Origin of the sequence: Paenibacillus sp. V4I5, assembly GCF_030817255.1 — a bacterium.
GTDB lineage: Bacteria > Bacillota > Bacilli > Paenibacillales > NBRC-103111 > Paenibacillus_E.
Window position 1 is genome coordinate 5,699,788 of sequence record NZ_JAUSZB010000002.1, and the last position, 17,989, is coordinate 5,717,776.

Here is a 17,989-nt window from a genome sequence, read left to right on the forward strand (position 1 = left end):
ATGATTTTCGCCAAATATGTCTTTCTCTTGTTGTTATTTGTTCTAGTTTTTGTACTTATTCAATCGCTTTTACACGTACTTATCCGACAACGCAAAGCCAGATATAGGCTGCATTATGTCAAAACCTCCACGTTCGTCGCTAGATTCAGCGAATATTTGGGAAATAGGAGTACTTTATTTAAGCATATAAAGGAAATGATGGAATCCGTCGAATCCAAAATGAGCATGCGAGGCATTATGACAGTCAGTTTCGTTTTGTTTTTAGTAGGGTTTTTGGCGGGGATGTTGTTTTTTCAGACGTTAAAAGGTGTCATTATCGTTACTTCGATCTGTGTTTCACTTCCTTATATGCTGCTTCGGTTGAAGCTGATTAGTGTCAGACTGCAAACCCGATTGGGGTTTCTTCCCGCTGTTGAAGTGTTCTATCAGTACTATATGGTGGATCCAAATAAAAATATGAAAATGGCTCTTAAATATTGTTTAGAAGAGAATCGAATTCTTTATCCGATCAAGCCCGTATTTGAGCAATTATATCGTAATCTCATGACGCAAAGGGATACGGAAGAGAGCTTGCGCATTTTCTCACTCACTTTGGGCCATACATGGGCCGATTATTTTGTCGGTGTCATGCGTGTTGCTTTAACGGAAGGGAGCTTTGTCGGTGATAGCTTAAAGGATTTGATTGTCGATATGCGGAAAGCGCAGCGATTCGATCAGTTGGAAAGAAATCGACTTTTGGAGATACGTATTGCAAATTTTACGCCGATATTGTTTCTTGCCTTATTCCTATTTATTAATTTCAAGGTAAACACGGAGAACGCTTATTTGTATTATATGGTTGACCCTGGCGGCCGAAATATGATTCTGGATGCTCTTCTCCTCATTTTCGTCTCGTTTTTAATGGGCATGTACTTATCTATGCGAAGAATGTGAGGGGTTTGCTTCTGTGATTATTGAAAGCACGCAGCTAGCCATGCTGCAAATGGTTTCTAATTTGCTGCTCTTTCTTCTTTTTATGACCGTTTTTTATCACTTTTTTATGAATATGCCTGCACGTAAGAAGAGGTGGAGATCCCTACATGTCAAAAGAGCACTGCAAGAAACAAAACTTCCTTCATGGATGTTCTCATGCTTAGGTATGAGTACGAAAATCGTGGAGGAAAAGCGTCAACTGCTGCTGGGGTGCGGTATTTGGATGAATGCAAACCTTTATGAAGGTGTGAGAAGGATAGGGATGGGCGGCGCACTTTTGCTCGGTGCTGTTGGGTATTTAGCTCTGGAGTATCCGATGCTAACTTTGTATATGCAGCCGCTTTATGTCATGGTTGGGACTGTTTGCTTACTCATTTTTTTGTTTTTTGATAAAAAGGTGCTGGCTCAATTAAAGGAAAAACGAGCACATCGAATAGTACGAGAGATTTACGTGATTAGTCATCATCTTCTCTATTACAACGATTCTGGGCTGAATTTACATGCCAAGCTATCTTTATGTGTTTCACAAACGCGCTCCATCCGGTCGCACTTTCAGTTGATGTTGAATGAATGGTATCAAGGCTCGGAAGAGGCTATTAACCATTTTAAAATCAGACTAGGGACAGACGAAGCGCACAGCTTTGGGGAAACGCTGAATGCTTTAAGGCTGAATGAACATGGCAGCTATTACGAGTTGATGAAGCAAAGAATTCAGGACTACAAAGAAAAAATGGAACTGGTTCGAGACAGTAAAAAAGAAACCGTGTCTTATCTTTTGTTTGTATTAGCAGGACTGCCGATTTTGAACACATTTCGGGTATTCATGTACCCGTGGATTGCTGAAGGCCAGCGATTATTTAATGCGATTAACTAAGGGGAGAGGGACGTTATGAGGAATATATTGATCACAGTTATGATGCTAATTGTTGTGGCATTACTTTTTACATCGATTATTAATGATGGTTCGACAGGGATGAGGCGGAATATTTCGACGCATGGAACGCAGGCAAATACGGATATTACAGCATTAAGGCCGTAGTTATGGAAGATTTGCTGTGAGATCGATCCTCGTTACGGTGATGTTGATTATGGTGGTGATTGTCATATACAACAGTGTGGTTGGTGGCAGCACAGGTACTCGGAAGCAAGTAAGCAACAGCGGAGCAAGGATCAATGGGACGATTGAGCGGATTAACCCATGAAGCAGATTTTAGTGTTTATCCTATTTGCGACGATGCTTTGTTGGTTTATGTTTGCTCCGGTGTATAAGCATGTCATTATTGTTCGGCAGGCTGTTTTGCAAAAAGAAGTCGATTATTTGCTCGAAATCGGTGCTAACGGCAGGCATGGTTATATTAATAGCACCATGATTCAGGATTCTAGGGATCGGATGGCGGAAAGAGGCTTCATTCCTGGAGATCTCGTTTACACGGTAAATACGACTTCAGGGGTCGGGGGAATGGCTCCAGGAATGCCCGTTTGGCGTGGAACGGGACTGAGTTTGAAAATGACGTATCCGTATCATCGACTTTTTGTTATAGATCAGCTTGTGGGAATTACGGTCCCTTCCGGATCAGATCGTATGGGGGCAACAGGCATGAAGATGAGCGAGTATGTGCCTTGAGGGCCTGAGGTGATGTCTTGTATAAACTGCTTTTGATAGTCTTGATGAGCGTCGTTTATATGTCGCTATATGGGCTGCAAACGGACGAGGAATTGGCGATGCATACGCTTTTTCACGGGAAGCATGCATTGAATAACTCGGTGCATGCTGCTGCTCAGCAAAGTGATCAAGTAAAGCTGGCAAGCGGTATTCACAGCATTGATGAGACGAAGGCTAGAGCTGTGGCTATGCAATATTTGCAAGCGAATCTAAGATTAAATGCGGTAAACGATCCGTTGCCGAATACGTTCTTGCGCAGCAGGGTTGTCGTGGAATTATTTAAGATTATTAATGATAATGAGGTATTTCCGTATACGTATGTGGATGCGGGAAATGGTTACTCTGTAACTCTGGATCGGCCTGGTGTGATTATGTTCATCCGGATGGAGTTTCCGCGGACGTATACGATTTTGCAGCCGATTACGTGGACGATTAAGTCTTCTGCGGAAATGGTGTTTTGAATGTATAATAAGAGAGTGAGGTGTGAATTCAGGGTTACAAGGAGAGATACATATGACAATTTTCCTGCAAAGGCAGCAGGCGCTGCAGCGTGAGATGATTCAGCGGGGTTGGTCCGGCTTTTTGGTCACGAACAACGTCGATATATATTACTACTGCGGATCGATGCAGACGGGGTATTTGTTTATTCCGGCGGAGGGAGACGCGCTTTACCTCGTACGCCGAAGTTTGGTCCGAGCGGAGGATGAAGCGTCAGCGGCCGTGGAAGCGCTGGGGTCTTTGAAGACGCTGGGTGAGCGTCTTCGCGCGCGCTGCGCGGATGGATCCGCGGCTGCAGGAGTGCTGCGGATCGCGACTGAGCTGGATGTGTTACCCGTCCAGCTGTACTTGCGGCTGCAGGCCGCGCTGCCCGGCGCGGCCTGGGAGGACGGCTCGCTGCTCGTGCGCGAGCAGCGGATGATCAAATCGCCGGACGAAGTCACGGCGACTCGAGAAGCTGCGCGCGTCGTCGACGCAGCGCTGGAAGCAGTCATCCCCCACATTCGTGAGGGGATGGCGGAGTTTGAGCTGATGGCGCTCATCGAGCATCAGCTCCGGCTGCGCGGGCACCAAGGGCTGATGCGCATGCGCGCATACAATTCCGAGTTGATAACCGGAATGGTAGCGGCAGGCGCGGCGGCAGCGGTGCCCACTTATTTTGACGGGCCGGCCGGGGGTACGGGGCTTCACCCGTCCAGCCCGCAAAGCTCGGGCCGCGCGCTGATTGGGCGCGGCGAACCGATCCTCGTCGATATCGGCTGCTCGATCGACGGCTATCTTATTGATCAGACGCGCACGCTCGTGATCGGCGATCTAGACCCTGAGCTGCAACGGGCCTATGACGTGGCGGAGCAGGTGCTCCGCGCCACGGAAGCCAGGCTGCAGCCAGGCGTTATTGCCGAGCATCTGTATCTGCTCGCGCTGGATCAAGTGCAGGAAGCGGGGCTAAGCGCCCACTTCATGGGGTACGGCGCCGACCAAGTGAAATTCCTTGGTCATGGCATTGGGCTCGAAATCGACGAACTGCCCGTTCTCGCCAAAGGCTTCAAATACCCGCTGGCGCCTGGCATGGTCATCGCGATCGAACCCAAATTCACCTTCCCCGGTCGCGGGGTAGTTGGTATTGAGGATACGTATTTGATTACTGAGAATGGGTATGAAAAGCTGACCATTTCGAGGGACGGTATTCTCCGAGTATAACGAATTTTCCATAAGAGAGACTGGCGGAAATTCATGCCAGTCTCTTTGTTTTTAATGAACAAGCAAGTATACTTGACCCATATGAACATCATAAGGGGACAATGGACAATGAAATTGAGACATTTCATACCACAAACGTTAAAGTACAAGCTGTTCTTAGCTTTTCTACTTGTTATTCTGCTGCCCATCATCATCTTAAATATGACCCACGTTCAAAAGTTCGAGACGTTAATGAGAGAACAAGTTAGCAGCCAAAATCTCGAACAAATGACAACAATTACATCCTCGCTTGGCAGTTTATTAAGTGTTTCAGAGAAGACCTTTACCCTGATTGAACAGGATTCTTTTGTAACTGCGATTTTGAGAAAACCCGAAGCGGGGGGATCTTATGCTTCTTTCCAGCAAAGACAGAAAATTGAAGAGAAGTTTAATGCTATTAATAATAGTGTGTTTATTGCTAACTCCTACGTCTACTATACGGTTCTCGATGCGGAAGATCATGTTTACACATCCTATGGACCTACTCATATATTAAGCCACGCTGCTCTTTCGGCAATGCCAGTGATACAGGATGCTTTCCTTGGAAAATCCCTTTCCAAGTGGCAGCTAGAAGAAGGTGGGCTAACCTCAGCCTTTGGTATTCAACCCTCTTTATTGACCTTGTATAAAGGATTACGAGACGAAAATAATCAGGTATATGCTGTTGTAAGAATCGGCGTTGACTATCAAAGCTGGCTTCGAAGCGCTATTCCTAGTCCGATTAATGATGAATTGTATGTATTGGCTTCCGCAGAAGGAGAAATCTATGGGCGCAGCAATACATCCAATGCTCTTGTTCTGCCAAACCCAATGAATACGTTAGGTTGGGAGCCGACTGGAAGCAAAGTCGAGAATGACCACATCATTAGTTATTCTAAAATTCCGAGCTTGAATTGGTATCTGATCAAAAGCATCCCGACCAAATATTTGTTTCATAAAGTAAATCAGCTTCAGCAATCCTACATTTTGACAACGTTGATTATTGCCGTTCTATTTATTGTTATGACCTTTCTGATCTCAACCACCATCACCAGACCCCTACAGCTTTTGCAGAGAAAAATGTCAGATGTCGTGAAGCGAAATCTGAAGATTCAATTGCCTGAGGAAAGCTATAAGGGTGAAATTCTAACCTTTATTCAGGCATTTAATAAGATGGTCAGAGATGTGGAGAGTCTTCTTAATCGGTTAAAGGAGGAAGAACGCCACAAAGAGGCTATGCGTTTCCAAATGCTTTTGTCACAGATGAACCCGCACTTTCTGTTAAACACGTTAAATACGGTGAAATGGCTTGCCATTGAAATCGGTAATCATCAAATTCCTGAAGTATGCGAGTCGCTCGGCAAGTTATTGGAAGCAGGAATGCGATTGGATGTGGATTTAATTCATCTAGAGCATGAGATTGAACTTGCCCAGAGATACATCCGTATTCAGCAACTTCGGTATGACCGTGAATTCGATGTGGATATCACATTTGACCCTGAGCTTCGCCATGCGCTTATTCCTAAATTGAGCTTGCAGCCGCTTATTGAGAATAGTATTTATCATGGGTTTGCTAAGATCGAGAGGGCAGGCAGCATCCAAATTAGAGTTCAAAAACAAGAAAATAAGCTCGTTATCGAAGTGGAGGATAATGGCGTTGGAGTAGGTAACGCAGGGTCAACCTCCGGTTCAGGAAATGGCATTGCCTTGAAAAATCTCGAAGAGAGACTCGTGCTCCTGTTTCGAAAAGAAGGAAATTTGGCGATAGAATCCATCCCAATTGGGACATTAGTTCGCATTCGCATTCCGTTCTTGTTGTCTCCACCCTATTCGAAAGGAGAAAGCTTACATGTGGACAGTTCTCTTGGTAGAAGATGAAGCCTTCGTGAGACGAAGTATCCGAAAGGGAATGCCCTGGGAGGAAAATGGCTTCAAGGTGATAGAGGAATGCGGAAATGGCCAAGAAGCCTTGGAATTCATCAGGAGAAAACAGCCAGATTTGGTTATTTGCGATATTATGATGCCTGTCATGAATGGTGTAGAGCTTCTTGCTCAGGTTCGCCAGGAGAATTTAGGAACAGCCTTCATCATGCTCACTGTCATGAATGATTTTGAGTTTATCCAGCAAGCGATGGAGCTAGGGGCATTGGGTTATGTGCTTAAGCTTTATTTGACTCCAGAGAAAATGACTGAGGCACTGGCAAAGGTAAAACGGGAGTTAGAAAGAAACTTGCGTCTTATTTCTCAAGAAATTGACGATTACTGTGAGATTTTATATAACGAACCTAATGATCAGGTACGGACGATTGAAAGCCCGGCTTTTATTCGGGATTCTTTTAACCCCAATCTACTTATCCTTGTTTTGCATGGACAAACCATTTTCGATAAGAAAGATTTGCTGCAACTGCCTTTATTCGATACGGAAATGAATGCAAGGATGCATCTTTTTACCAAGATGGGGATGACCACGGTCCTCTGCTCCACTCCAGAAGAAACAAAGATTAGAATAAGGGACTTAGAACAGCGTTGCGATTTCGTTGTATTAATCTCAGAGCGGTTGTCAGATGAGGATATTCACACGGTTTGGAAAACCATGGTTTCTCGAATGACTGAACTATGGTATGCAGGTAGAGCGGGCATTTTCTTCCACCAGCCCAAAACCTTGAAGGCTAATGCCTATTCCAACCTGCCTTGGTCGCTGGAGAAGAACTTAATCCAAGCTTTTGAGCAGATGAACCAAGGATTACTGGATCTTTCATGGCAGGAAATCTGGTCGTGGATGAGGGACATAGAGCTGTCTTTGCTTCGTGTAAAAGAAATAATGCTGCGTTTAGAACGCAAATTTACAGAGCTCGCATCCACGACAATTGACTTACCAAATGCTTTTGTTGAGGCTCTTTCTCATAGGGAAGCAGGGCCCCTTTTTAAACAGAGAATCGATATGTACATGGCACAATGGAAGGCAGCGAACTATGAGGTTACGGATCATGCTGAAATCAATAAAGTCATTGCTTATATGAATCAGCATTTTGAAGAAGAGATGCCGCTGTCGCTGCTTGCTGGTATTGCAACGATGGATGATAAATATTTGAGTGTTCTTTTTAAGAAAAAAACCGGTAAAACGATAACGGAATATATCATGGGGCTTCGTATTGAAAAGGCTTGTCACCTCCTGCTGCACACGGATCAGCCTGTTGCTCAAATCGGGGCAACCGTTGGGTTTGCCAATGAGAATTACTTCGCACGCATATTTCGGAGAGAAGTCGGCATGCCGCCGAGTATTTTCAGACAACAAAATGCGAAGATATGAAGAATCAAATCAAACTTTTGTGCTACAAGAACAATACATTGTTCCTTCGAACCCTAAAAAGCTGGTGATATAGTTGATTTGTAACCAGTAAGGATATGAAATACAGGAGGGTCAAATGATGAATATGAAGAAAACAACGCTAAGTCTTCTCTCAGCAGCTGTCGTGTTGGGAGTTGCAGCAGGCTGCGGTACATCGGGCGAAAACGCTGCTAAGAACAGTCCCGCTGCTTCTTCAGAAGCTAAGAAAGCGGTCACGCTTACGATGTGGGGTGGTGTACCAGCCGAAGCCGGTCCACAGTTGGTTGTTGATAATTGGAACGCAAAGAACCCCGATATTCAGGTGAAATATGAGCGTTTTGTCAATGATGACGCCGGTAATCTGAAGCTTGATACGGCTCTTACGACAAATCAAGGTATCGATTTATATGTCAACTATACGTTATCAGCTTTATCGAAACGTGTTGATGCTGGAACAGCACTCGATCTTAGTGAACTTAAAGACTACAGTATTGACGATAAAATGGGCGCTGATGCAAAGGACTGGAAAGTAAAAGATAAGTATTACGGTCTTCCAACCAAAAAGAATGTATCTTTTGTTTGGTTGAACAAAAATGCACTTGATGAAGCTGGACTAGCCGTTCCTTCGTTAGATTGGACGATGGCTGATCTGCAGCAATATGCGGCTAAGCTCAAAAAAGGCACACGTTGGGGCTTTACAGAACATATCTCCGGATACACCAACTTTATAGATGGAGCCAGTGCGGGAGCGGGATTCACGAAAACGGATGGGACATCCAACCTAGATGAACCGACTGTTCGTAAGGCATACGAAGCTATGTTTACCATGATGCATAATGATAAATCAATGCCTCTACTTGGCGAACAATTGACGAGTAAAATGCCAACTGATTCGATGTTTTTAAAAGGCGAAACAGCTATGCTGGGAGCTGGAGAGTTTATATTCCGCAGTTCAAACAACATGAAAGATTTCCCGCGCGACTTCAAGATTGCTTTTGCCACGGTTCCTAAAGTGACGAAAGAACAGTCTACTTTTAAATATCCGGGAGGACTTGGCGACGTTATTTCCATTAATCCAAACTCGAAGAATAAAGAGCAGGCTTGGAAGTTTTTGAAATGGTATGCGGATGGTGGAATGATGCCACTTGCTGCTGGCGGACGCATTCCTTCTTCTAAAGATGCGAATGTGGAAGAAGCTATTAAACTGCTCCTTGGAGATAACGAAAAAACATATGATGTAGATTCGCTCAAAAAGGTTGTATTCGGTAAATTCCCTACGTTTACAGCAACGCTACCGCAACAGGTTGTGGATGCGCGAAGAGAAGAATATGAAAAGTATTTCTTGAAGGCACAATCCTTAGATGACACCCTTAAGAATTCGGTCAAGCGACATAACGATTACTTATCAAAAAACAAGAAATAGCAAGGAAGATGGGGGGATGCATCAAGAAAGAGGCACCTCCCTTTTTGTTCAAAAAAGGAGTGATTTATGGAATGAACTGGGCAAAAAAACAACGTAGATTAGGGTACTTGTTCATTTTACCTAATATGCTAGGCGTCATATTATTCTTTGTCGTCCCTGCCATATTTTCGCTGGGGATTATGTTCACGAATTATAAATACACATCGCCAGATATCGAATGGATTGGCCTCGATAATTTCAATAGGTTATTTCATGACCCTGTATTCTATGTTTCATTGAAGAAAACTGCTTTATTTCTTGCCGCTGTCCCTGTTTCAATCGGATTGGCCTTTCTTGTAGCTCTTGTATTGAATCGCAGTGTGTATGTAAAGAGTCTGTTACGGGCTATGTTTTTCATGCCGTACATTACGAGCGGTGTAGCTGTTGCTTTTGTATGGATGCTTTTGTTTCAGCCCTCGCAGGGACCTATTAACAGCTTTCTTCGTTCCATTGGCATTGATAATCCGCCAGGATGGATGTCTACGACGACCTCTTCGATGTACGCCATAGACATTATTTGGATTTGGTTTCTTCTTGGCTATAATATGATCATTTATTTGGCTGCCTTTCAAGAAATACCGCAAGAACAACTGGAAGCCGCAAAAATCGATGGAGCAAGCTCATGGACGACGGTTTGGAAAATTATCTTCCCGCTAGTGAGTCCCTCCACGTTCTTATTAATGATTACGGGCTTAATTACGTCGATGAAGACGTTTGGCATGATTGAAGCTGTTACGCAAGGCGGACCTGGCGGCAGTACAACGATTTTATCCTTGTTTATTTACCAGAATGCGTTTCGTTACTATGAAATGGGCTATGCTTCAGCTATCTCATGGGTCTTATTCGCTATCATCTTCTTGATCACGATGATTCAATGGGTCGGTCAGAAGCGATGGGTTCACTATTAAGTTAAAAACCGGAGTTGAGACAATATGGAGATAAAATCGACGAAATTACTATATACGATTGCCATGCTGGTACTGGGTCTTTTCATGATTTTGCCGTTTCTTTGGATGATAAGTACATCTTTTAAAACACCTAATGAAGTGTTCCAGTACCCGATTCAATGGATACCCCAGAAGGTGACGTTTGAACATCATCTTAAAGTATGGACAGGCAAGGAAAGCTTTCTTATTTATTATATGAATTCGTTGAAAATAGCTCTGATTTGCATGGTTGGAGCTACATTCTTATCCGCCTTAGCGGCTTATGGATTTTCGCGAATTGAGTTTAAGGGAAGAAACCTGCTCTTCATGTTTTACTTATCTATGATGATGGTTCCACCGCAAGTGTTATTTGTTCCCAAATTTATTTTGTTTGATAAAATAGGGATTTATAATACGCACTGGGCACTCATTCTTCCTGGCTTGTTTACTATTTTTGGGGTATTTCTAATGAGACAATTTTTCATGTCGATTCCTCAGGAGATCACTGAATCTGCCTTTGTTGACGGGGCTGGCCACTTCCGTATTTTCTTTCAGCTCATGCTGCCTCTGGCCAAACCGGCGTTGGCGACCTTAGCGATTATTGATTTCTCCTGGCACTGGAATGACTATGAGAATGCCCTCGTTTTCCTGCTTGACCGTAATCTGTATACAGTCCCGCTGGGCATGCAGAATTTTATACTTGAGTTCAATATTGACTATAACGGGATGATGGCGGCTACATCTGCTGGCATTGTTCCCATGCTGCTTGTATTTCTTATTGGACAAAAATATATCATACAAGGTATTACGGGTTCCGCGGTAAAAGGTTAAGGATGATTAGAGGACTACGTTCCCTTGAAGGGCTCATTTATTACTGAAAAAAACCTAGCCAGTGGCTAGGTTTTTTCAATCTTGATTTATAGGATAAACGATTAGATTTTCTCAATTACCTTATCAATCAAACCATACGTTTTCGCATCTTCAGCGGTTAGGAAATAATCACGGTCTGTGTCTATTTCAATCTTCTCGATCGGCTGCTTAGTTGTTTCGGCAAGTATACGATTAAGTGTTCGCCGTGTTTTGAGAATGTGCTGGGCACGAATATGAATATCGCTGGCTTGACCTTGGGCGCCTCCCCATGGTTGGTGAATCATGACCTCGGCATTAGGGAGAGCGAACCTTTTGCCAGGTGCACCTGCTGTTAAGAGGATGGCACCCATGGATGCGGCCATACCTACACAGATGGTAGAAACGTCAGGCTTAATGAAATGCATCGTATCGAGAATCGCGAGTCCTGCAGAAGTGGAACCACCGGGTGAGTTGATGTAGAGAGAAATATCTTTCTCCGGATCTTCCGCGGAAAGGAACAATAACTGGGCAACAATCGCATTTGCCACTTGATCGTTAACCTCCGTGCCAAGGAACACAATGCGATCTTTGAGCAGTCTGGAATAAATATCGTAAGAGCGCTCACCGCGCGAAGATTGTTCGACAACCATAGGTATGAAACTCATAGGAATCATCCTTTCATTTTTAAGTACTATATTTTAAGAAGCTTTGCTTTGGACGGTATGACTGTGGGCAGTACGTTTTTGACCAAAACCAGAGGATACCATGATTAAACGGATCGGTTCTTCGCCATGGGTGGTTTGAAATTCACGAACGGTGAAGGTAGCTTCCGATTCATTAAGCGAGGTACCTTGACGACGATAAGAGTCGATCGAGATCACGTTGCTTCCTGAGGTTTCAGGCTTACGTTGGGCGGCTTGCTCCCAAGCAATAACAGGTGTTGCAGGTACTGCGTCATTCTGTGGTTTACTTGTTTGTTGTTCATGATTCATGGCGTTTGCCTCCTCATTCTTTCGGTTTGGGATATACGGCTAACAAGACTTGATAGGCATCATTTCCGTCTTTGCAGCCCGAGTATCGATCCACCAATTGCTGCACCATGGCAGCGTACTCCTCAACGAATGTTTGTCTTTGCTGTTCATCAGACAGATGGACCTGCAGCTGAAGTGTTGCACTAGGAATCACTTCGCCCACATCGGATTGCTCCATAAGAAGCATAGCATCTCTTCGAATCCGCTCGGATGTGGTCACAAGGTGAGCCAAAGAGCTCTGGTCCTTCAATCTCTGCAAGGTTTCAGGCTTCATACTTAACGATTCGGCCAATACGAATGTTTTGGCTATCGCTCTGTACAATACTTCAACCAGATTGCGCACTTGTCGGGTGCCTACGCGTTGAACCAAGCCTGCTTTTTCCAAAGCTTTGAGGTGATAGTTAATGCGTTGGGCCGTTTCCCCGAGTGTTCGCGCCACTTCAGCAGCAGACCCAGGTTCCAGCAGCTGAGCAATGATCTCCCCGCGAATAGGGTTCAACAAGACGGTAGCTTGCTCTGGAGACTCGATGTAATAGCTGTCTTGAATATCTTTTAGCATGGAGTGGATAGCCTCCAATACAAAGTATGTGTTACGTAAAAATATTTTATTACGTGGAAGATGAAATGTCAATGGGCGGGGTGTAAGAAAGAAGAAGATGATTTTAATTTTTGTTGGGGATGACAAATTGGTTTTGAAATAGACAATAATGTTTTGAAATGACAAATAAAGTCTTGATGTAACAAACAAAGTTTTGAAGTATAAAGTTTTTAAGTAATTAGGCGTTCACTCTATGGTGAACGCTTATTATTTGTATAGTTGTTTGTTCATTGATTTCCAACACTTGCAATCTACGAACCTCTGGCAAATCAAGCAAAAGATTGGTATATTGGTTTTACCCGAGGGCAATGGAAGATAAACATTCAGAAGTTGTACGGTATCAAGGATTGTGCGGGAGGATACTCATGAAATTCTTGTCTTTTTATAGAGATACCTTTTTTAACCGCCTCATCTTATCGCATACGGCATTAGCTGTCGTGCTGCTCGGACTTGCGGGGGGCTATCTTTACACGCAGGCCAATCAGATGATGGTGAACGAAATCGCCAGGGATAGCCAAAGCCGTCTCGTTACGGCAAAGGATTATGTGGAACGGAGCTTGCTGCAAAAATACGAAGACAATCTAAAAAATAAGGTCATACCCACCATTTTCACTCGGAACAACTCTAATTTAAATTATTTGCTGGATAATGGATGGGTAGGAAACCTTGATCTAATTTTATCCTTGCAACAGGATCTTGACATTTTTAGGAAAACATCTGAAGGCGCTTCCAATATAACCGTGTATTTTCATAAAGGAAATTATGTTGTAAACAGCGATCTTTTCATTGAAAATCCTGAAAACTCCAAGGACTTCGGTTTTATAGGGCAACTTTCGCAAATTGCTCCGAACCGGTGGATGATCCGCACATTGCCGGACGGAAAACAAGTGATGACGTATGTCGTTAAGCTCCCATATGGGATTGGCAGCTCTTCGCCGAAAGGATACCTGTATGTTGACGTCGATCTGGAGTACCTGAAGCAGGCTGTAGCTAAAATCATTACCTCCTCATTCGAGAGGTTCTATATATTCGATGCGAACGGGAATGTACTCCTGCAAACAGCCGGGGAGAATCCGGAAGAAGTCGGGCTGCTTCAGCAAGCCATCGGATCCGGCAAGACCGTCTCAAAGATCAGCGACAGTGTGCGCGGTACCATCGTATTATCGCATCTCGCCGGCTCGAAGTCGGAACTTGGTTGGACCTATGCGATAGTTCGGCCGATGAATTCATTTGTGCTGGATTCAAAACGAATGAAAACCAAAATTTTCGTAGCCTGCTGTCTTGTGCTCGTGTTCGGGCTTGCGCTTTCCTACCTGATTTCCAAACGTTTCTATCTCCCGATGAAAAAGCTGATCCAACATGTTCGCAACCTGTATCAACCGGGTCTGAACCCCGGTCATGCGAATGAATATATGATTATCGGCAGTGCGTTGAACTTCATGGGACAAAAAATCGTGAGTTTGGAATCTCAGGCCAAAAAGAATGAGATGAAAAACCTGGTGTTGGGCGCCAGTCTCGGTCTAGTACATGTGGATGGCCTGCAACAGGAATGCCGCTATCAGGTGGTGCATGCCCAACTCATCGAAGGCGATAGCGAGAAGCTTAAGATGCGATACGAGCAATTCGATCGCACCGTGCCATACGAGGTTGTTTGCTTGAATTCACAGGAAGTGGCCATCATTTACTTCCTGGATTCACGTACCGAGATGGATGATGAGATGGTAGCAGCGGAATTGGACAAAATCAAGGACGAAGTACGGGGAGATCTTCGATTCGGAGCGGGTATCGGCACTTCGGTCGTATCGCCCGAAAAAATTCCTCTTTCCTATCGAGTTGCTCATCAAGCGTATCGATATCGCTTTCTGTACGGTCCTGAAGCAATCATTCTTCATTCGAAAATTTCCGCTTTTGATCCGAAGCCACCACTGATTCCTCTGGCTACATTTCAGAATACGCTTAAGGCCGGGGATGTAGAGGGCGCTAATCTATTTATCGATGAATTCGCTGCGATTCTGATGGAACGGAATATGCAGCTTGAATCGGTGGAACTCGCGCTTCTTCAGCTCGTTTCCGCACTGTACGAAACGATCATTGAGCTGGGGCTGCAGCAAATCGTTCCTCCCTCCAATCTGTTTGACGAACTGAAGAAAGATACGCTGGCAGACACGATGGCATCGATTCGCAGACTTTCCGAACGGATTGGGGTCCATGTGCGGGATTCAGTCAAGCATAAGCAAGCGGAAGTCATTTTCAAGCTGAAAGCCTATATCGATGAGCATTTGCACGAAGAGCTTTCGCTAAACGTTCTTTCCGAAGTTGCTTCGCTCGCTCCTGCCTACATTTCCACCTTGTTCGGCGAAGTGATGAACGAATCGTTTACCGAATACGTGACCCGAATCAGACTCGAAAAAGCTGCCTGCTTGCTGCGGGAGGACGATAAGTTGTCCGTTACGGAAATCGCTGCACTTGTCGGATATCGTAACCTGCAATATTTTCATGTTAAATTCAAAGCGCGTTTTGGCATTACTCCGGTTCAGTACAGGCAAACGAAACCAACGGCGAATGCGATCAACTAGCGTTTTTTTTTTAAAACAGCCTTTTAACGGCTGTTTCTTCCATTTCTAAATAAAGAAATTAAAAGGGGAGGACAAAACAATGAACCAAAGAAAGCAGACTTTGCTTAGTCTGATGTGCATCGTCTTGTCGATGTCTCTCGTCGCGGTCGGTTGCGGCAAAGAAAGCGATAGCGGGTCTACACCAAAGGCATCCGTAGAAACTGCGAAGCCCGAGACCGGTGACAATCCGATCGAGATTATGTGGGCGAACAACTTCAGTGCTCCTGAAGTTGACGACAACTATGTGCAGAAGCAGTTGGAGCAAAAATTCAACGTCAAAATCAAAAACGTCAAATTTGAACGACAGGGATGGAAGGATAAATTTAACGTTCTGCTTGCTTCCGGTCAAATTCCTGACATTTTCCCGATCGATGCAAACGACACCGATATGGCCGCATGGGCGGACCAGGGCATCATTGCCAGCACTTCCCCGGATGAAATCCGAAACAATATGCCAAAGTATACGAAAGCGCTGGAATCGATTGACGCCGGCGCATGGAATGTCGGTTTCTATAATGGAAAGAACTGGGGGATTCCGAAAGTATGGCCTACCGGCAATTCAGGCATGATCCCCGGATACAACGAAGCTTGGCTGAAGAAAATCGACTACAACGAGCCTCCGAAGACGCTCGCTGAGCTGGAGGATGTGCTCACCAAATTCGTCAACAACGATCCGGACGGCAACGGAAAGAAGGATACGTACGGCATGTCGGGCCGAGGCAAGCTCCCGTTTCAAATGTTCACTTCCGTATTCTCGGCTTACGGCGTATCGCCTTATCAATTCAAGCTGGGAGCCGACGGCAAAGTCGTATATGGCGGCATCACGGAAGAAACTCGCTCTGCGCTCAAGCTCCTGAACAAGTGGTTCGAAGCCGGACTTATCGACCCGGAGTTCATTACGGCGGATAATGGTCAACTCAATGATAAATTCGCCAACCAAAAGATCGGCATGGTCGATAACATGGGTTGGCAAAATTTTGACGCTGAATCCGTATATATTACGAAATCCGCATTGGAAAAGGGCCAACACGTTATTGGAGGAAAGCCTGTTATCGGACCAGCCGGCAAAGCGTATGCCTTCTCCGCCGGCGCGCGCCAAGCCCCTGTAATGTTAGGCGTGCAGCTTGAGAAGGATGCAGCGAAACGGGCCAAGATTGAGCAAATTCTTGAATACGTTGCAACAAATACGGAAGGCTGGCTGCTTACGGTTTACGGTGAGAAGGGCGTCAACTACGATATGAACGGCGACTTTGTCGTCGCAAGGACGACACCGGAGGCCTCTAAAGCCGGCGCCGGCAGCTTCTACAACCCGCTTGTGTATGTTGATACTTCCATGGTGAAATATAACACGACCAAGGAATTGCTGGATCTGAAGGCGAAGCTGGACAGCGGTTATGAGCCGCTCAGGGACGTTATTGGCCCGACCGTATTGACCGCCAAGGCGAAATATTGGGCGAGTTTGCAGACGTTCGTGGACAATTATTTGATTAAAGCTATCATCGGCAAAGCGGATACGGACAAAGGGTTCGACGATTTTAAAGTGAATTGGCTGAAATCCGGAGGCCAAGAATTGACAGACGAAGCCAACAAGGTATATGCACAGCGGCAAAAGAAGTAATCGAATAGGATGTTCAGCGGGGAAAAATAGCGCGTTTTTGCCCCAATTATTCCCAAACAGCCGATTTTTAGGCTGTTTTTTTTCATTTCGAAAGAAATTAACATCCGATTTTGAAAGAATTCAAAAAAATTCGAATGAAATTGACATGGAAAAAGCGCTTTCAATCATTTACATTTGGAGCATAGCGCCAGGGATACAACAACTCAAACTTTGAAAGGAGATGCAAAACATGAATCCGGCAAACGCCACTGCAGTAAGCGCTGTCAAAGAGGCCGGAAGAAAAACGGAATCCAAGTGGGGCTACACCTGGAGACAATATAAAAAGAACAAAGCTTTGTTTCTGTTATTGGCTCCTGTGCTAATCTGGTACGCCGTTTTTCATTACGCACCGATGTACGGCATTCAACTGGCTTTTAAAGATTTTTATGTAATGAAAGGGATAGTGGATAGTCCATGGGTGGGGTTTAAACACTTTCATTATATGTTTGTGATGTCCCCCGACTTTTGGAAAATCATGAAGAATACGCTTTTGATCAGCTTCTATCAAATCGTATTCGGTTTCCCGGCTCCAATCATACTGGCGCTGCTGTTTAATGAAGTCCGGCTGACGATGTTTAAGAAGGTCGCCCAAACGATCTCGTACTTGCCGCACTTTTTATCGTGGATCGTTCTCGGGGGCATTATGATTTCCCTTTTGTCACCGGAAAGCGGGGTTGTAAACTATTTCATCAAGGGGCTCGGTTTTAAGTCGATCTATTTTCTGGCAGATGAAAGCTGGTTCCGGTTTACACTGGTGGTATCCGCTATATGGAAAGAAGTCGGATGGGGCATGATTATCTATTTGGCAGCTTTGGCCGGCATTGATCAGCAATTGTACGAAGCCGCCGTCATCGACGGAGCGAACCGATGGAAGCAAACGCTGCACATTACGATTCCGTCCATTCTTCCGGTGATCACCATCTTGTTGATCCTTAGGGTAGGCCACATTCTGGATGCCGGCTTCGACCAGATCTTCACGTTATATACGCCTGCCGTATATGATGTTGCCGATGTGCTGGACACTTACGTATATCGCGTAGGCTTGCAGAACGCACAGTACAGCTTGACGACGGCTGTCGGCATATTCAAAAATGTGGTCGCACTGATTCTGGTATTATCTGCCAACTATATTGTGAAAAAATTGGGTCAGGAAGGAATTACATAACTCCATG

18 protein-coding genes are annotated in these 17,989 nt (G+C 44.9%); 15 read left to right on the plus strand and 3 right to left on the minus strand.

The genetic code is table 11. From position 1 onward, the window contains the following. From QFZ78_RS28050 to QFZ78_RS28105, 12 genes are all read left to right on the plus strand, one after another. Complete coding sequence (locus QFZ78_RS28050) at positions 1–933, plus strand: hypothetical protein (RefSeq protein ID WP_307552398.1); 933 nt, start codon at positions 1–3, stop codon at positions 931–933. Between the two features lie 13 nt (positions 934–946). Further along, the gene (locus QFZ78_RS28055; RefSeq protein ID WP_307552400.1) at positions 947–1,846 is read left to right on the plus strand and encodes a hypothetical protein; all 900 of its coding nucleotides are present in this window, start codon (positions 947–949) and stop codon (positions 1,844–1,846) included. Positions 1,847–1,861: 15 nt separating this feature from the next. Further along, entirely contained in the window at positions 1,862–2,011 is a 150-nt protein-coding gene (locus QFZ78_RS28060; RefSeq protein ID WP_164484210.1) for a hypothetical protein, read from the plus strand. Positions 2,012–2,027: 16 nt separating this feature from the next. Beyond that, complete coding sequence (locus tag QFZ78_RS28065) at positions 2,028–2,174, plus strand: hypothetical protein (protein ID WP_164484208.1); 147 nt, start codon at positions 2,028–2,030, stop codon at positions 2,172–2,174. Beyond that, positions 2,171–2,596, plus strand: coding sequence for a hypothetical protein (locus QFZ78_RS28070; RefSeq protein ID WP_307552403.1), 426 nt, complete (start codon positions 2,171–2,173; stop codon positions 2,594–2,596). The genes QFZ78_RS28065 and QFZ78_RS28070 overlap by 4 nt, the downstream gene beginning before the upstream one ends. Before the next feature lie 17 nt (positions 2,597–2,613). Continuing rightward, positions 2,614–3,096 (plus strand): hypothetical protein, encoded by a 483-nt coding sequence (locus QFZ78_RS28075; RefSeq protein WP_307552405.1) that lies wholly within the window; start codon positions 2,614–2,616, stop codon positions 3,094–3,096. A 52-nt stretch (positions 3,097–3,148) separates the two neighbouring features. Beyond that, positions 3,149–4,333 carry a M24 family metallopeptidase gene (locus QFZ78_RS28080; RefSeq protein ID WP_307552407.1) on the plus strand — a complete coding sequence of 395 codons (1,185 nt, stop codon included), beginning with the start codon at positions 3,149–3,151 and terminating at the stop codon, positions 4,331–4,333. A 108-nt stretch (positions 4,334–4,441) separates the two neighbouring features. Continuing rightward, positions 4,442–6,229 (plus strand): cache domain-containing sensor histidine kinase, encoded by a 1,788-nt coding sequence (locus QFZ78_RS28085; RefSeq protein WP_307552409.1) that lies wholly within the window; start codon positions 4,442–4,444, stop codon positions 6,227–6,229. Continuing rightward, entirely contained in the window at positions 6,201–7,661 is a 1,461-nt protein-coding gene (locus QFZ78_RS28090) for a response regulator (RefSeq protein ID WP_307552411.1), read from the plus strand. The genes QFZ78_RS28085 and QFZ78_RS28090 overlap by 29 nt, the downstream gene beginning before the upstream one ends. Before the next feature lie 115 nt (positions 7,662–7,776). Beyond that, positions 7,777–9,102: an ABC transporter substrate-binding protein gene (locus QFZ78_RS28095; RefSeq protein ID WP_307552412.1), complete on the plus strand. Its 1,326-nt coding sequence runs from the start codon at positions 7,777–7,779 to the stop codon at positions 9,100–9,102. Between the two features lie 71 nt (positions 9,103–9,173). Next, the gene (locus tag QFZ78_RS28100; protein WP_307552414.1) at positions 9,174–10,049 is read left to right on the plus strand and encodes a carbohydrate ABC transporter permease; all 876 of its coding nucleotides are present in this window, start codon (positions 9,174–9,176) and stop codon (positions 10,047–10,049) included. A 24-nt stretch (positions 10,050–10,073) separates the two neighbouring features. Beyond that, positions 10,074–10,898: a carbohydrate ABC transporter permease gene (locus QFZ78_RS28105; RefSeq protein WP_307552416.1), complete on the plus strand. Its 825-nt coding sequence runs from the start codon at positions 10,074–10,076 to the stop codon at positions 10,896–10,898. Between the two features lie 101 nt (positions 10,899–10,999). On the opposite strand, the gene clpP is transcribed toward QFZ78_RS28105, so the two are convergent. From clpP to QFZ78_RS28120, 3 genes are read right to left on the minus strand one after another with little or no spacing between them, the layout of a single operon-like run. Further along, positions 11,000–11,581, minus strand: a complete 582-nt coding sequence (gene clpP / locus QFZ78_RS28110) for an ATP-dependent Clp endopeptidase proteolytic subunit ClpP (RefSeq protein ID WP_307552418.1) — start codon at positions 11,579–11,581, stop codon at positions 11,000–11,002. A 33-nt stretch (positions 11,582–11,614) separates the two neighbouring features. Further along, positions 11,615–11,908 carry a hypothetical protein gene (locus tag QFZ78_RS28115; RefSeq protein ID WP_307552419.1) on the minus strand — a complete coding sequence of 98 codons (294 nt, stop codon included), beginning with the start codon at positions 11,906–11,908 and terminating at the stop codon, positions 11,615–11,617. 13 nt (positions 11,909–11,921) lie between these two features. Continuing rightward, entirely contained in the window at positions 11,922–12,506 is a 585-nt protein-coding gene (locus tag QFZ78_RS28120; protein ID WP_060649270.1) for an ArsR/SmtB family transcription factor, read from the minus strand. A gap of 404 nt (positions 12,507–12,910) precedes the next feature. Here QFZ78_RS28120 and QFZ78_RS28125 point away from each other — a divergent pair, with 404 nt between their 5' ends. The 3 genes from QFZ78_RS28125 to QFZ78_RS28135 all read left to right on the plus strand — a co-directional run bounded on the left by QFZ78_RS28125 (position 12,911) and on the right by QFZ78_RS28135 (position 17,982). Next, positions 12,911–15,121 carry an AraC family transcriptional regulator gene (locus tag QFZ78_RS28125; RefSeq protein ID WP_307552422.1) on the plus strand — a complete coding sequence of 737 codons (2,211 nt, stop codon included), beginning with the start codon at positions 12,911–12,913 and terminating at the stop codon, positions 15,119–15,121. A gap of 79 nt (positions 15,122–15,200) precedes the next feature. Continuing rightward, complete coding sequence (locus QFZ78_RS28130; protein ID WP_307552424.1) at positions 15,201–16,778, plus strand: extracellular solute-binding protein; 1,578 nt, start codon at positions 15,201–15,203, stop codon at positions 16,776–16,778. Positions 16,779–17,007: 229 nt separating this feature from the next. Beyond that, positions 17,008–17,982 (plus strand): ABC transporter permease, encoded by a 975-nt coding sequence (locus QFZ78_RS28135; RefSeq protein ID WP_307552426.1) that lies wholly within the window; start codon positions 17,008–17,010, stop codon positions 17,980–17,982. The last annotated feature ends 7 nt before the right edge of the window (positions 17,983–17,989 follow it).